Raw genomic sequence first — 14,201 nt, forward strand, 5'->3', positions numbered from 1 at the left:
GGTTCCGGCCCTGGACAGAGAACAAAACGGAGACACTTCTAGCCTTTCGCTGCCGAATCACTACATTCGGGGGGAGATGCCCGGCTTTTCGGAAGATATGCCTTTTTTTGACGAACCGAACGCGCGGCCCGTGGCCCCGTCGGGCATCGCTGCGCGCGCCATGGCTGCCCGTAGCGGCCATAACAATGCGCCCGATTATCTGAACGGGCTCAACCCCGAGCAGCGGCTGGCGGTGGAAACCACCGAGGGTCCGGTTCTGGTGCTGGCCGGCGCCGGCACCGGCAAGACGCGCGTCTTGACCACCCGCATCGCTCACATCCTCGCCACCGGCAAGGCCTTCCCCTCGCAGATACTGGCGGTCACCTTCACCAACAAGGCGGCGCGCGAGATGAAGCAGCGTATCGGTCTGCTGATCGGCGAAGGTAATGTCGAAGGCATGCCGTGGCTCGGCACCTTCCACTCGATTGGAGTGAAGCTGCTGCGCCGCCACGCCGAGCTCGCCGGGCTCAAATCCGACTTCACCATCCTCGACACCGATGACGTCGTGCGCCTGATCAAGCAGCTCATCCAGGCCGAAGGTCTGGATGACAAGCGCTGGCCGGCCAAGCAGTTCGCCCAGATGATCGACGGCTGGAAGAACAAGGGGCTAGGCCCCGCCGATATTCCCGAGGGCGACGCCCGCGCCTTCGCCAATGGCAAGGGCCGCGAGCTCTACAAGGCCTATCAGGAGCGGCTGAAGACGCTGAACGCCTGCGACTTCGGCGATCTTCTGTGCCACCCGATCCGCATCTTCCGCGCCTATCCGGACGTGCTGAAGGAATACCACAAGCGCTTCCGCTATATACTCGTCGACGAGTATCAGGACACCAACACTGCCCAATACATGTGGCTGCGGCTCCTTGCGCAGCGGCCGGGCGGGCCGCAACCACCACGAAGTGGCTCTCCGGGTGGTCGCGTTCCAAGTCTTTCCGGAGTTCAGGATAGAACGGAGGCGGGTAGCTATAGACCGGCAACTCCGAAGGATGAATCGGGAATTCCGGCCGAAGGCCGCAAGGACGACCGTCCGTCCGAGCCGTTGCGAGGCCCTCGCGGAGGGCCCGCGCCGGCAGGCGCGGAACAGCCCGTGAGCGATAACAAAGTAAATATTTGCTGCGTCGGCGACGACGACCAGTCGATCTATGGCTGGCGCGGGGCCGAGGTCGACAACATCTTGCGCTTCGACAAGGATTTCCCCGGCGCCACGATCATCCGGCTGGAACGCAACTACCGCTCCACCGCGCATATCCTCGGCACCGCCTCCCACCTCATCGCCCACAATGAAAGCCGCTTCGGCAAGACGCTGTTCACCGAAAAGATCGCCGAGGACGACGAGAAGGTGCATGTCCATGCCGCCTGGGATTCGGAGGAAGAGGCCCGCGCCGTTGGCGAAACGATCGAGGCCTACCAGCGGCAGAAGCATAATCTCAACGACATGGCGATTCTTGTCCGCGCGTCCTTCCAGATGCGCGAGTTCGAGGACCGCTTCGTCACCCTCGGCCTCAACTATCGCGTCATCGGCGGCCCGCGCTTCTACGAGCGCCTCGAAATCCGCGATGCGCTGGCCTTCTTCCGCGTCGTCGCGCAAGGGGCGGACGACCTTGCCTTCGAGCGCATCGTCAACGTGCCGAAGCGCGGGCTGGGCGAAGCCACCATCCGCCAGATCCACGACACGGCGCGCGCGCTGCGCATTCCGATGCTGGAGGCTGCGGAAAAACTTGCCGAGAGCGACGAGTTGAAGCCGAAGCCGCGCGCGGCGCTGCGCGAAGTCGCCGCCAATTTCGAGCGCTGGCAGAAGGCGCTGGAGACGACGCCGCACACCGAGCTCGCCGAGACCATCCTGGAGGAGAGCGGCTACACCGACATGTGGAAGAACGACCGCTCGGTGGAAGCGCCCGGTCGGCTGGAAAACCTGAAAGAACTGATCCGCTCCATGGAGGAGTACGAATCGCTGCGCTCCTTCCTCGAACATGTCGCACTGGTGATGGACGCCGAGCAGAACGCCGAGCTCGACGCCGTCAACATCATGACGCTGCATTCGGCCAAGGGCCTCGAATTCGAGACGGTTTTTCTGCCTGGTTGGGAGGAAGGTCTTTTTCCACACCAGCGCGCGCTCGACGAGGGCGGCCGATCCGGGCTGGAGGAAGAACGGCGGCTGGCCTATGTCGGGCTGACCCGCGCCAAGAAGAACCTGCATTTGTGGTTCGTGTCCAACCGCCGCATCCACGGCCTGTGGCAATCGACCATCCCCTCGCGCTTCCTCGATGAATTGCCGGAAGCCCATGTCGAGGTCGCCGAGAGCGGCAACTCCTATGGCGGCTACGGCAATGCCTACGGCGGCGGCTCCTTCGCCTCCGGACGGGGCGGCCAGGGGGCAGGAAGGCAGAACCCCTATGGCGCGTCGCGCTTCGACAATGTTGGCGGCAATACAGGCGGCACCGAGAAATCCGGCGCCTTCTCCAGCACTTATGCGACGCCGGGCTGGCAGCGCGCGCAACAGAACCGCACTGAGGCGACCGACCGCAACTGGGGCTCGCGTTCCGGCCACCAGGTCGAGCGCATCGGCTATGGCGAAACCGACTCCGGCTATGGCGCCGGCCGCACCTCGATCAAGGGCCGCACCATCGACGGCGAATTGGTCGCCAAATCCGTCGCTGACAAGCCATCCCCCTTCAGTGTCGGCGATCGCGTCTTCCACCAGAAATTCGGCAACGGCAACATTTCCGCCATCGAAGGCAACAAGCTCACCATCGACTTCGACAAGGCCGGCCAGAAACGCGTGCTGGACGGGTTTGTCACCGGGGTGTGAGAAAAGCCTCGCTCAGAAAAAAGGCCCATGCAGGAGGGAGACAGGCCGGCGAGCCGCCGGACACCGGTCTTGGCGTGCCGGGCCAGCGCGCGCGCATCTTTCGCCCGAGACGCCGAACGGCTGAACGACGGCGCCCAGGCCTTCCCTCCAGCCACTTCGATCGCCTAGGATGAGGCAAGCGCAGCAGAGAGAATCCATGGGCAAGGGACGGGTTGAGGCATTTACCGATGGCGTCATCGCCATCATCATCACCATCATGGTGCTGGAATTGAAGGTGCCGCATGGCGCGGAGTTTTCCGCGTTGGCACCTCTGTGGCCGACCTTTCTCAGCTACGTGCTGTCCTTCATCTACGTCGGCATCTACTGGAACAATCTGCACAACATGTTCCACACCGTGCAGCGGGTGGATGGCCACGTGCTGTGGGCCAATCTGCATCTGCTGTTCTGGGTGTCGCTGATGCCCGTCACCACCGCCTTCATGGGCGAAAACCATTTCGCGCCGGTGCCTGTCGCCGTTTACGGTGTTGTCCTGGCGCTTTGCGCGGCCGCCTACTTCATTCTAGTCGTCATGCTGCACCGGCTGCATGGCAACGACACTGCCTTCGCCAGAGCGGCAGGCACCGACCGCAAGGAAAAGATCTCGGTGGTCCTCTACATCGCCGCCATTCCGCTGGCCTTCGTCAATCAATGGATCAGCGTCGCGCTCTATGTGCTGGTTGCCATGATCTGGTTCGTACCGGACAGGCGGTTCGAGAGGCTGATCGAAAAATAGGTCTGCCTATTCCCGCATCGCTTTCAGCTTTTCCGCCACCGAGGCCGCAAGGTCGGCATAGCGTTCCTCCAGCCGCTCGGCGGCCTTGATCACCGAAAAATCATGGCCGAATTTCTCCAGCGCCATGCGCAGCTTCTCGACGAATTCCGCCTGTTTTTCGAGCGCCGAAAACAGCGTCCTCACTTGCGCTTCGCTGATGTCGGGATTGGCAAGCATTTGCGAAACCTCGCGGCTCATCTGGTCGCCGGTGGCGGTCTGTTCTTTCAGGATCTCGATCCAGTCGGTCAATCGGTAATCTCCTTCTTACGCGGACAGCATGCGCAGCGCCTGCCGATATGGTCAACCCAAGGACGCCAAAGCGGCTTGCGCGAGCCCGTCGCCGCGTTAAGTTCGGCGCAACCTGAACAAGGAATGAGGACACGATCGCCTATGACCCCCGATGCCGAAATCCAGACCGCTTTGCCTGCCCTTACCTCCGGCAACGTTGCCGTCATCACCGGCGGCGCAAGCGGCATCGGCCTTGCCGCGGCCAAGCGGCTGGCAGCGATGGGCCTGAAAATCGTGCTTGCCGATCTCGATGGGGCGCGGCTCGATGAGGCTGCCCGCGCCGTTGCCACGATTGCCGGCGATAGCGCAATACTTGCTGTCGCCACCGACGTCTCGAAAGCCGACGAAGTCGACCGGCTGGCCGAAAAGACGTTCGGTGCCTTCGGCGGCGTGTCGCTGTTGATGAACAATGCCGGCGTCGGCAACAATCCCGGCAAACCTTGGGAAAACCGCGAGGCCTGGAGACGGCTGCTGGACATCAATTTCTGGGGCGTCGTCCATGGCGTCGAGGCCTTCGCGCCGCGTATGCTGGCTGCAGGAAAACCGGGCCTGATCGTCAACACCGGCTCCAAGCAAGGCATCACCATGCCGCCCGGCAACCTTGCCTACAATGTCTCCAAATCCGGCGTGAAGACCTTTACCGAAGGCCTGGCGCATGCGTTGCGCAATGAGCCCGGCGCCAAGATTGCGGCGCATCTGCTCATTCCGGGGTTCACATTTACGGGCCTGACCGAGGGTGCGACCGAAAAGCCCGCCGGCGCCTGGACCGGCGAGCAGGTGATCGACTTCATGCTGGCCGCGCTGGTGCGTGGCGACTTTTACATCCTGTGCCCCGATAACGAGGCGACACGGTCCATGGACGAAAAGCGCATGGCCTGGGCGATAGGCGACGTCATAGAGAACCGCCCTGCTCTATCGCGCTGGCACCCGGACCACAAGGAAGCGTTCGCGGCGTTCATGGAAAGCTGACGCTCACGCTGCATTAGTCTTCGAGCTGTGCTTTTGCGCCGCGGCTTTCTTGACGGTCGTATCGGCGACCTGCCGGTCATGCCGCTTCGCCGCGCGCTCACATTTCTCGCGGATCTCCTGGACCTCGGATTCGGTCAGATGCTCGATGCCGATAAAGCTGTTTTTGGCTTTGCTGACCCGGATCAATTCATCGAGCTTCGCCTGGATCGCGGCGCCATCGCGGTTTTGGGTGTTCTGGATAAGGAACACCATCAGGAAGGTGACGATCGTCGTGCCGGTGTTGATGATGAGCTGCCACGTATCGGAAAACCCGAACATCGGTCCGCTTGCCCCCCACGCCACAATGATCAGGAAACAGACGGCAAATGTCGACGGCAGACCGGCGAGATGAGCAACGTAGTTGGCGATCCTGGTGAAAAGCTTCTCTATCATGGCAGGAGAAACAACCAGCAACTGCTCCGGGTTCCCTGCACGGAGGGATTTCACGGACATAACCGTGCACGTGCCCGCAAGATCAGGGTATTTCGTTTTCCCAGCGATCGAGAAAGGCCTCGATCGGCATTGCTTGCATGTCGGGGACTGCCTTGGCCAGTTTCTCGGGCGGCCAGTCCCACCAGGCAAGGCTTTCGATCTGCGCGGCGATATCCGCCGCAAAGCGTTGGCGCAATTGCCTGGCCGGAACGCCGGCGACAATTGCATAGGCAGGTACGTCGCGCGTCACCACAGCATTGGCGCCGACGATCGCGCCATTGCCAATGGTCACATCAGGCATGATCACCGCACCATGGCCGATCCAGACGTCGTGGCCGATGGTCACCGACTTCGCCCGCCGCCGTTCCCGGAACGCCGCGTCGACGCCCAGCCAGCGAAAATATTCGTTCGGGCGGTAGCTGACCTTGTGCTGGGTCAACCGCTCAACCGGATGCTCCAGCGCGTTGATCCGGCTGTTGGCGGCAATCGAACAGAACTTGCCAATGGTCGTGTAGATAGCCTCGGCGTGACGCTCGAAATAGGAGAAGTCGCCCACTATGACTTCGCGCAAGATGACCCGCTCGCCGATCGAGGCGTAGCGCCCAAGCTTGCATGCCTTCAATTCCGCGGTCGGGTGGATGCGCGGCTCGGGGTCTTTCAGGACAAGATTTTCGGGACGGTCCATGCCGGCGGCTTTACGCCGCCCCAAACGCTCTCGCAAGCCGAACTACAGCGCCGCGCATCCGTTTGGACGCGCGAAAGACGCTGTAGCACTTCAAATTCTATTTCGGCTTGCCGTTGGTCCACACCACGTTCTGGCCATAGAGCGGCACCGTGGTGACCGACATTTTCGCTGAACCGTCCTGCACCTGGCGCGAATGCGACAGATAGATCAGAGTTTCATTGGTTTTGTCGTAGATGCGGTTCACCACCTGCTTCTTCCAGATCAGGCTGATGCCTTGCTTGAACACTTCCTCACCGGCCTCGCTCATATCGATGTCGCCGATGGTGATCGGCCCGGTCTGGCGGCAGGAGATCGAAGAATCGGACGGATCCTCGAACCAGTTGCCCTTCTGCAGGCGATCGATCACGCCGCGATCGAAATAGGAGACGTGGCAGGTCACGCCTTCGACCTTCGGATCCTTGATCGCCTCGATGATGATGTCGTTGCCGAGCCAGTCGACGCCGACCTTGCCCACTTCCTGGGCGACAGCCGCACCAGCACCGATAACAAGGCATGCGGCCAAAGCGCCGCCGATCAGATTTCGCCCAATCAGTCCTTGCCCAATCAGTCGTTGCAACGAAGCCTCCTGCGGTTCGAGTTTTGCCGACCTCAGGTGGGACGGGCGGCAGCGCTTTGCAAGCGGATCACCTTTTGACAGGAAAGCCGGTTGCGGCAACGCGACATCTTTGCGCGCGTGAGATCAAACCGTTAAGAGTGTTCGCCGAACAAGCTTTGCGCCGATACGGCGCCAATGAAATCACGACGGACACCCAATTGATGATGCGTTCAATACTGGTCGGCATTCTCGTCCTGATGGCGGCGGGCATCGGCTGGCTCACCTTCGACTGGTACCGCGGGCACTATGGCGGCGAGCCGTTCGGCGCGCCGTTCACGCTGGTCGACCAGAAGGGCGCTCCGATCACCGAGGCTGCCTTTCGCGGCCACCCCAGCGTCGTCTTCTTCGGCTTCACCCATTGTCCGGAAGTCTGCCCGACCACGCTGTTCGAACTGGCCGGCTGGCTGAAGACGATGGGCGACGACGGCAAGAACCTGCGCGCCTATTTCGTCTCTGTCGACCCGGAGCGCGACACGCCCGAAATCATGAACGCCTATATCAGCAATTTCTCCGACCGCATCCTCGGCATATCAGGCGACCCGGACAAGGTTCGCGCCATGGCCAAATCCTTCGGCATCTATTCGAAGAAGGTCGATACGGGCAACGGCGACTACACGATGGACCACACCGCTTCGGTGCTGCTGCTCAACGCCAGGGGCGACTTCGCCGGCACCATCGCTTATGGCGAAAGCTCGGATACCGCCATCGCCAAGCTCAAGCGGCTGGCGGAAGGTTAGAGCATGATCCCGAAAAGTGGGATCGGTTTCGGAAAAGATCATGCTCAAACAAAAATAACGTTTGATGACCCAAACGCGACTATATTTCACCACTGGAAAGATCGAGGCCGACCGTATCTTCGCGGCGTTCGAAGCGGCCTTCGAAGACGAGGGCCTGCCGATTGGCGTGCTCGAGGTCGACGAGGACCGCGACATCCACGAAGTGTCGCTCTATGCCGACGGCGATGTCGATGCCGTCGAGGCGCGCGTGAAAGACATACTTGCCGGGCTCGCCCTGTCGATGCCGATTACGCGGGAGCCCGTGCCTGATATCGACTGGGTGACGCGTTCGTTGGAGGGACTGAAGCCCGTGCGCGCCGGCCGTTTCTTCGTTCACGGCGCGCATGACCGCAGGAAGCGCCACAGCGGCGAGCTCGCCATCGAGATCGAGGCCGGCCTGGCTTTCGGCACCGGCCATCACGGCACCACCGCCGGCTGCCTTGAAATGCTGGAACAGGTTGTTCGGCGCGAGCGCCCGCGCAACGCGCTCGACCTCGGCACCGGCAGTGCGGTGCTGGCCATCGCGCTGGCCAAGCTCGCCCATATCCCGGTGCTGGCGACCGACATCGATCCGGTCGCCATAACAGTCGCCGCCGCCAATGCGCGGCTCAATCACGTCAAGGCGCTCGTCGAAACGGTGATGGCGCCGGGCTTCCACCATCCGATCTTTGCCGCGCGCGGCCCCTTCGACCTCATCGTCGCCAACATACTGGCGCGGCCGCTGATGCGGCTGGCGCCCGAAATGGCCAGGCATATCACCCTGGGCGGCTCGATCGTTCTGTCAGGCATTCTCGACCGGCAGCGCGACGCGGTGGTCTCGGCCTATGTCGGCCAGCAGTTCCGTCATGTCAGGACGTTGCATCGCGAAGGCTGGGTGACAATCCACCTCAAGCGGTGACGCGCAGCACCCTTCAATCGCAAGCCGTAAATTCGCTCAGACGTAGCGCGACCTTGCCGTCTTCCTCAGTTCTTCGCGATCGTAGCCGTGCGCTTTCAGCGTTTCGTCGTCAAAACCAAGCAGAACGCCGCTCACATAGCGGCTCGCTTCGCGCTGGCGCGCTTCGATGAGAGCGTTCATGGCGCTTCTGAAAAATCCGCGTCTGGCTGAAATCGTGGACATGATGGTCTCCTTTGCAGGGCAATAAGACTCTTTCCTCCACGCCAAAAAGGTAAGCTCTGCTGACCTATTTGAAAATCGCCGATTCTGCATCGCTTCTATGCGCAAAAGCGATGCTCTGGACCAAACCCTATCGGTTGTCAGTCGGCTGACGCTGTAGCACTTTGATCTTGCGCTGATTTTCTCCGGACCGACGATCAGCGCAGCAAAAGTCGATTCCGATTTTCGGGGTCATGCGCTACGGTCGCGCTAACATCCGAGGAGAGGCCAGATGTTCCAGACCTTTGATTCCGCCGGCGACCCCGCCGTCGGCAAGCCGCGTGTGGCGTTGCTGCGTCAATGGCTGGCGGCCAACGGGCTGGATGGCTTCATCGTGCCTCGTGCCGACGAGCATCAGGGCGAATATGTCGCCGACCGCTCGGCGCGGCTGAAATGGCTGACCGGCTTCAGCGGTTCGGCCGGCGTCGCCATCGTGCTCGGCGACCGTGCCTTCATGGTCGTCGACGGGCGCTACACGCTGCAGGTGCGCCAGGAGGTCGATCTCGACATCTTCTCGATCGAAAGCCTGGTCGACAATCCGCCTCCCACCTGGATCAAGGACAATCTCGGCAAGGGCGTGCGGCTTGGCTTCGATCCGTGGCTGCAGACGATCGGCGACGTGAAAGCGCTGAAAGCTTCAGCCGAAAAATCGGGAGCGGTACTGGTGCCGCTCGAGACGAATCCAATCGATGCCATCTGGAAGAACCAGCCCGAACCACCGCTGGCGCCGGTCGAGCTCCATCCAATCGCCTTTGCCGGCGAGCTGGCCAAGGACAAGCTGGCACGGCTGGCCGAGGCCATCGGCAGAGATCGCGCCACCCATGCCGTGCTGACCGACCCGTCCTCCATCGCCTGGGCCTTCAACATCCGCGGCGGCGACGTGCCGCATACGCCGCTGGCGCTCGGCTTTGCCGTGCTCGCCGCCGACGGGTCGCACCTGCTCTTTATGGATCAGCGCAAGTTTTCGCGCACCGTCGCGGCCTATCTGACGCAGCTCGCCGAATTGCACGAACCCGGTGAATTCGAAGCTGTTATCGCAGCCCTAGCCAAGGGCGGCGCGAAGATCGCGCTGGATCCGGTGCTGGCGGCGGAGAAACTGAGAATGCTGGTCGAGGACAATGGCGGCACCGTCATTGCCGCACCCGATCCTGCCCGCATTCCACGCGCGACGAAAAACCAGGCCGAGATCAACGGCGCTCGCGCCGCGCATCGCCGCGATGGCGCCGCCGTCGCCAGGCTGCTTTGCTGGCTCGACCGCCAAGAACCCGGCAAGCTTGACGAGATCGCGGTCGTCACCAAGCTCGAGGAGTGCCGCCGCAGGACCGGCGAGGAAACGCAGATGCCGCTGCGCGACGTCTCCTTCGACACCATCTCGGGCGCCGGTCCGAATGGCGCCATCATGCACTACCGCGTTTCCCGCGCCACCAGCCGAAAGCTTCAGTCTGGCGAACTGTTCCTGCTCGATTCCGGCGGGCAGTATCAGGACGGCACCACCGACATCACCCGCACCGTGCCGATCGGCAAGCCAACCGAGGAAATGCGCGAGCGCTTCACACTGGTGCTGAAAGGCATGATCGGCATTTCCATGCTGCGCTTTCCGCCAGGCACGCGCGGCTCGGAGATCGATGCCGTGGCGCGCCTGGCTCTGTGGAAACATGGCTGCGATTTCGCCCATGGCACCGGCCACGGCGTCGGCTCCTATCTGGCCGTGCACGAGGGCCCGCAGCGCATCGCAAAGACCGGCACCGAAAAGCTGCTGGCAGGCATGATCGTCTCCAACGAGCCGGGCTACTACAAAGAAGGCTCTTACGGCATCCGCATCGAGAACCTCATTCTGGTGACACCGGCCGAGCCGATAGAGGGCGGCGACATCGCCATGCACGGCTTCGAGACACTGACGCTGGCGCCTATCGACACCAGGCTGGTGCGATCCGACCTATTGACGCGCGACGAGCTGCATTGGCTCGACATATACCACGCCCGCGTGCTGGCCGAGATCGGACCAATGCTCGATGGCGAGACGCTGGCCTGGCTGGAAAACGCAACCGCACCGCTGCCGCACGACCAGAAGTCCTGATTTTCAGCAAGGCGGTCGGTCAGCTATCGATCCCGGGGCAGACCGGCATCACCCCTTGGAAATTATGAGTGCGAAGCGGACCTAGCTTGTGCTGCCCCAACGGGAATGACCTGTAGTCTTATTGCTGCCAACCGGCTTTCTTCAACAGATGCGCCATCTCGTCGGCCCAATGTGGATTGCGCAGCCTGAGCGGCGCCAAGGCATCGCCTGAAGGATTTTCCACTTCCCACATCAGTTCAACGCAAGATCTTGCCTCCGGCGGGCGGCCAAGCGAAACGTAGCAGCAGGCGAGTGTTTCGTGGGTGGGCCGCCAAGCGGGAGCGATCTTGCGCGCCTTGATGGCTGCGGCAAGCGCCTCGTTTGCCTGTCCTGCGAACAGATAGGCGAGCGCCAGGACATTGAACCAGACGAAGTTCTGCGGATCGTAAGGGTTCAACGTAAGGCCGTGTTCGAGCGGCGCTATTGCCTCGGATGCGCTGCCGCGGAAAAGCTGACCCATTCCCAACACCAGATGGCCGAGGGCGAAGCTTGGGCTGATCTCGATCGCCTTTTCCGCCGCAAGAACGGCTGTTCCGGCGCATTCGCGTAGATGCTGCAGATGGCCAGCGCGTAGTGCGAATAGGGGTTCTTCTCGTCGAGCCGAACCGCCTTCAAGGCTGCATCCAGGCCTTCCCGAATATCCTGTTCCGGTTTGTCGCTCCAGCCGTATGCGACGATGCCGGCGCTCACCCGGCCGAGCCAAAGATGGGCCTCTGCCAGTTCAGGATCGAGCCTGCACGCCTCCCGGAACAGCTTACGGGCACTCAAGTGAGTCTGACGGCCGACGTGGTGGAAATGCCAGGTACCTTGCCGCACCAGGTCCCAGGCCGTCGCATTTCCGCTGCTGCGTGCGGCGGCTGGAAGCGACTCCGTCTTGAGCAGTTCGGGCTCGATCGCGCCAGCCACCCGCTCGGCTATGGCATCCTGGACGGCGAATGCCTCCGTCATTTCCATCTCGTATCGTTCGGCCCAGATCTGATTGGCCGAGGCCGCATCGACCAATTGCGTCGAGACCCGGATGTGCTGGCCGGACCGGCGCACGCTGCCTTCCAGCACATAACGGACGCCAAGCTCGCGGGCCACCTGCTTGGAGTCGACCGACTTGTCCTTGTAGACGAAGCTGGAACCGCGCCCGATCACCCGGAACCAGCGGAACCTCGTCAGTGCCGTGATGATGCCCTCCGTGATGCCGTCAGCCAGATACGCCTGTTCCCTGTCGCCGCTGACATTGACGAACGGCAAGACCGCGATGGACGGTCTTTCAGGAAGACTGGTCGGCCGGCGGGACTTGGAAGCGCGCCGTCTGCAGCGGCGTCCAGTACACGGACGCTGCCGGCGAAGCGGTATCCGGTGCGGGGAACCGTGGCGATCCACTCGCTGCCGTCCGGCTGTGGCCCGAGCAGCTTGCGCAGGGCCGCAATCTGCACAGAGAGGTTACTTTCCTCGACAACGGCATCGGACCAAGCCGCTTCCATGAGCGCCGTCTTGCTCAGCACTTGCGTCGGTGCCTCCAGCAAGGCTTGAAGCAACGACAAGCCTTTTTGGCCGAGCGCAACCGGCCGGCCCTCGCGGACAAGCGCCCCGCGCAGCACGTCGAGCACGAACGGGCCGAACGCTAAGCGTCGCGGTGCCGCGACATTCCGCTTGCTGGCTTCGGAAGAATTCGGAACTTTTCGCCTCCCCCTTTAGGACTCCGGCCGGACGTGCGGTCATCTTGGCCGTTCTTCGCACAGACTAACACAAAGGGAGGTCGAAATGACGATGTTGAAGCAAGCGTCCGGAGCGGACAGCGTCACGCCCAGCGACAGAAAAGCTGTAATCGTCGGGGGTGGCGAGGCTTATCGAGCCGAACAAACAGGGGTCGGACTATCTGCCGGGAATAAGTGCTGAGACCGTCGGCGCGAAGGCGCTTTGGCTGGGCGTGGTCACGATGCCTCCGGGGAAACGGACCAAGGTCCACGTCCACGCACGTCACGAAACAGCATTTTATATGCTGAGCGGAGACGAGCTGGAGATGTGGAGTGGAGACGAACTGCAATTTCGGGACCTCGTGCATCCCGGCGACTATCTCTATATTCCGGCCAACGTGCTCCACGTTGCTGTCAATAGGGCAAGCAAGCCGGCCATCTTTATCGGCGCCCGCAACGAACCGACCGCACAGGAAAGCGTTGTCCTGTTCCCGGAGATGGACGGGAGAATACCGTAGAAGGCGGCCTAACAAGAACGTTTCGCGCGAGTCGGTTTCAGGCGTCTGGGCGACGTGCCGGGTGTCAGGATTTTCTAGATGGAAACGACGAGTGGCGTACTCAGCCGGTCCAGTTACCCGGCGAACTGCCGGGCGAGGATCAGCACGGCGGCGCCGGCCAAAAACATCGCCATAAGCCCGCCGCGCAGCGAGACCAGTCCGGCGACGGTCAATGTCGCCCATTCGGCGGGTCCGGCGCCAAGCGCCGCTGGCGCCACCAGCGTCGTCAGCACCGCCGCCGGCACAGCGTTCAGCCCGGCTTCGACGCGCGGGTGGATGTTTTCGAAGCGCGAGATCACCAGATGCCCGCCGATGCGGGTCAGATAAGTGGCGATCGCACCGGCGATGATGATCCACAAGGTTGTGCTCATGGCTGCGTCTCCACACCGCTGTGATGCGGCGGCAGGATGACCGCGAGCAGCACGCCGGCCACGGCGCCAATGGAGACGTGCCAGGGCGAGCCCACTGTCTTGTAGGCGATGATGGAGGCAGCGGCACTTGCGACAACCACCGGCAGCCACAGTGGCCGTTTGCGAAAGCTCATGACCAATCCAAGAAAATAGATCGGCAGCAGGAAATCGATACCCAGCGCATGCGTATCGGGAATGAGCGTGCCGAACATCGCGCCGAGCGCGCTTTCAGTTACCCAGAACACATAGACCGGCAGACCAAGCCCCATGTACCAGGCGAAGCCGACCGTCTCGCCGGCCTCCGCCTTACGCTCGGCCACCGCGAACTGCGGATCGGTCAGGATGAAATAGCCGACTGCCTGCTGCACCAGCGGCCAGTGCGCGATGCGGCGGCCGATACCCGCCGAGTAGAGCACATGGCGGAAATTCACGGCGAAGATCGACAGCACGATCAGCCATGGCGCGACATGCTGCCCGAACAATTCGATGCCGACCATCTGGCTGGCGCCGCCGAAGACCATGGCGCTCATCAGGAAGGCTTCGAGCACCGAAAAACCGTTGTCGACGGCGATAGCGCCAAACAGCAACGCAAACGGCGCGGACGCCACCACGACGGGCATCGAGAGCCGCACGCCTTGCCAAAAATCGCTTTTCGCGCCGTTTTCGGAGATTGCTTCCGCCGACATCGACCACTCCCTCGGGAATGGTCGTATGTAGGGAGCGCCGCCTGCCTTGTCACACCAATTCGCTTGAGCCAAACGATCAGCGGAAATG

At 62.2% G+C, this 14,201-nt stretch carries 17 protein-coding genes; 7 read left to right on the forward strand and 10 right to left on the reverse strand.

The features are described 5' to 3' along the window. Nucleotides 1-76: 76 nt before the first annotated feature. A complete protein-coding gene (locus tag NKH36_RS04200; RefSeq protein ID WP_352960283.1) occupies nt 77-2,845 on the forward strand; it encodes an ATP-dependent helicase in 2,769 nt (922 codons plus the stop codon). A gap of 196 nt (nt 2,846-3,041) precedes the next feature. Then, nucleotides 3,042-3,617 (forward strand): TMEM175 family protein, encoded by a 576-nt coding sequence (locus NKH36_RS04205; RefSeq protein WP_352960285.1) that lies wholly within the window; start codon nt 3,042-3,044, stop codon nt 3,615-3,617. A 6-nt stretch (nt 3,618-3,623) separates the two neighbouring features. Here NKH36_RS04205 and NKH36_RS04210 read toward each other — a convergent pair whose 3' ends face one another. Further along, nucleotides 3,624-3,905: a hypothetical protein gene (locus NKH36_RS04210; protein ID WP_352960287.1), complete on the reverse strand. Its 282-nt coding sequence runs from the start codon at nt 3,903-3,905 to the stop codon at nt 3,624-3,626. Between the two features lie 141 nt (nt 3,906-4,046). Here NKH36_RS04210 and NKH36_RS04215 point away from each other — a divergent pair, with 141 nt between their 5' ends. Next, a complete protein-coding gene (locus NKH36_RS04215) occupies nt 4,047-4,913 on the forward strand; it encodes an SDR family NAD(P)-dependent oxidoreductase (RefSeq protein ID WP_352960289.1) in 867 nt (288 codons plus the stop codon). Nucleotides 4,914-4,916: 3 nt separating this feature from the next. Here NKH36_RS04215 and NKH36_RS04220 read toward each other — a convergent pair whose 3' ends face one another. From NKH36_RS04220 to NKH36_RS04230, 3 genes are all read right to left on the reverse strand, one after another. After that, nucleotides 4,917-5,345 (reverse strand): low affinity iron permease family protein, encoded by a 429-nt coding sequence (locus NKH36_RS04220; protein WP_352960291.1) that lies wholly within the window; start codon nt 5,343-5,345, stop codon nt 4,917-4,919. An 82-nt stretch (nt 5,346-5,427) separates the two neighbouring features. Then, nucleotides 5,428-6,069 carry a DapH/DapD/GlmU-related protein gene (locus NKH36_RS04225; protein WP_352960293.1) on the reverse strand — a complete coding sequence of 214 codons (642 nt, stop codon included), beginning with the start codon at nt 6,067-6,069 and terminating at the stop codon, nt 5,428-5,430. Nucleotides 6,070-6,166: 97 nt separating this feature from the next. Continuing rightward, the gene (locus NKH36_RS04230; RefSeq protein ID WP_352960295.1) at nt 6,167-6,685 is read right to left on the reverse strand and encodes a CreA family protein; all 519 of its coding nucleotides are present in this window, start codon (nt 6,683-6,685) and stop codon (nt 6,167-6,169) included. A gap of 200 nt (nt 6,686-6,885) precedes the next feature. Between NKH36_RS04230 and NKH36_RS04235 the strand changes: the two genes are divergently transcribed. Continuing rightward, a complete protein-coding gene (locus NKH36_RS04235; protein ID WP_352960297.1) occupies nt 6,886-7,461 on the forward strand; it encodes an SCO family protein in 576 nt (191 codons plus the stop codon). 64 nt (nt 7,462-7,525) lie between these two features. Continuing rightward, entirely contained in the window at nt 7,526-8,398 is an 873-nt protein-coding gene (locus tag NKH36_RS04240; protein WP_352960299.1) for a 50S ribosomal protein L11 methyltransferase, read from the forward strand. 36 nt (nt 8,399-8,434) lie between these two features. On the opposite strand, the gene NKH36_RS04245 is transcribed toward NKH36_RS04240, so the two are convergent. After that, nucleotides 8,435-8,620 (reverse strand): hypothetical protein, encoded by a 186-nt coding sequence (locus NKH36_RS04245; protein WP_292509794.1) that lies wholly within the window; start codon nt 8,618-8,620, stop codon nt 8,435-8,437. 268 nt (nt 8,621-8,888) lie between these two features. Between NKH36_RS04245 and NKH36_RS04250 the strand changes: the two genes are divergently transcribed. Then, nucleotides 8,889-10,733 carry an aminopeptidase P family protein gene (locus NKH36_RS04250; RefSeq protein WP_352960302.1) on the forward strand — a complete coding sequence of 615 codons (1,845 nt, stop codon included), beginning with the start codon at nt 8,889-8,891 and terminating at the stop codon, nt 10,731-10,733. 118 nt (nt 10,734-10,851) lie between these two features. On the opposite strand, the gene NKH36_RS04255 is transcribed toward NKH36_RS04250, so the two are convergent. The 3 genes from NKH36_RS04255 to NKH36_RS04265 are packed head-to-tail and all read right to left on the reverse strand — an operon-like array spanning nt 10,852 to nt 12,373. Continuing rightward, on the reverse strand, nt 10,852-11,232 hold the full coding sequence (locus tag NKH36_RS04255) for a hypothetical protein (protein WP_352960304.1): 381 nt from the start codon (nt 11,230-11,232) through the stop codon (nt 10,852-10,854). Continuing rightward, a complete protein-coding gene (locus NKH36_RS04260; RefSeq protein WP_352960306.1) occupies nt 11,193-12,014 on the reverse strand; it encodes a hypothetical protein in 822 nt (273 codons plus the stop codon). Before NKH36_RS04260 ends, NKH36_RS04255 begins: the two co-directional genes overlap by 40 nt. Then, nucleotides 11,933-12,373, reverse strand: coding sequence for a winged helix-turn-helix domain-containing protein (locus NKH36_RS04265; protein ID WP_352960308.1), 441 nt, complete (start codon nt 12,371-12,373; stop codon nt 11,933-11,935). Before NKH36_RS04265 ends, NKH36_RS04260 begins: the two co-directional genes overlap by 82 nt. Nucleotides 12,374-12,600: 227 nt before the next feature. Between NKH36_RS04265 and NKH36_RS04270 the strand changes: the two genes are divergently transcribed. Further along, nucleotides 12,601-12,978: a cupin domain-containing protein gene (locus tag NKH36_RS04270; protein ID WP_352960310.1), complete on the forward strand. Its 378-nt coding sequence runs from the start codon at nt 12,601-12,603 to the stop codon at nt 12,976-12,978. Nucleotides 12,979-13,091: 113 nt separating this feature from the next. Here NKH36_RS04270 and NKH36_RS04275 read toward each other — a convergent pair whose 3' ends face one another. Together NKH36_RS04275 and NKH36_RS04280 are read right to left on the reverse strand one after the other, a co-directional pair. Continuing rightward, a complete protein-coding gene (locus NKH36_RS04275; protein ID WP_352960312.1) occupies nt 13,092-13,388 on the reverse strand; it encodes an AzlD family protein in 297 nt (98 codons plus the stop codon). After that, the gene (locus tag NKH36_RS04280; RefSeq protein ID WP_352960314.1) at nt 13,385-14,113 is read right to left on the reverse strand and encodes an AzlC family ABC transporter permease; all 729 of its coding nucleotides are present in this window, start codon (nt 14,111-14,113) and stop codon (nt 13,385-13,387) included. The genes NKH36_RS04275 and NKH36_RS04280 overlap by 4 nt, the downstream gene beginning before the upstream one ends. Nucleotides 14,114-14,201: the final 88 nt, after the last annotated feature.

The organism is Mesorhizobium sp. M1312 (genome assembly GCF_040318115.1).
GTDB lineage: Bacteria > Pseudomonadota > Alphaproteobacteria > Rhizobiales > Rhizobiaceae > Mesorhizobium.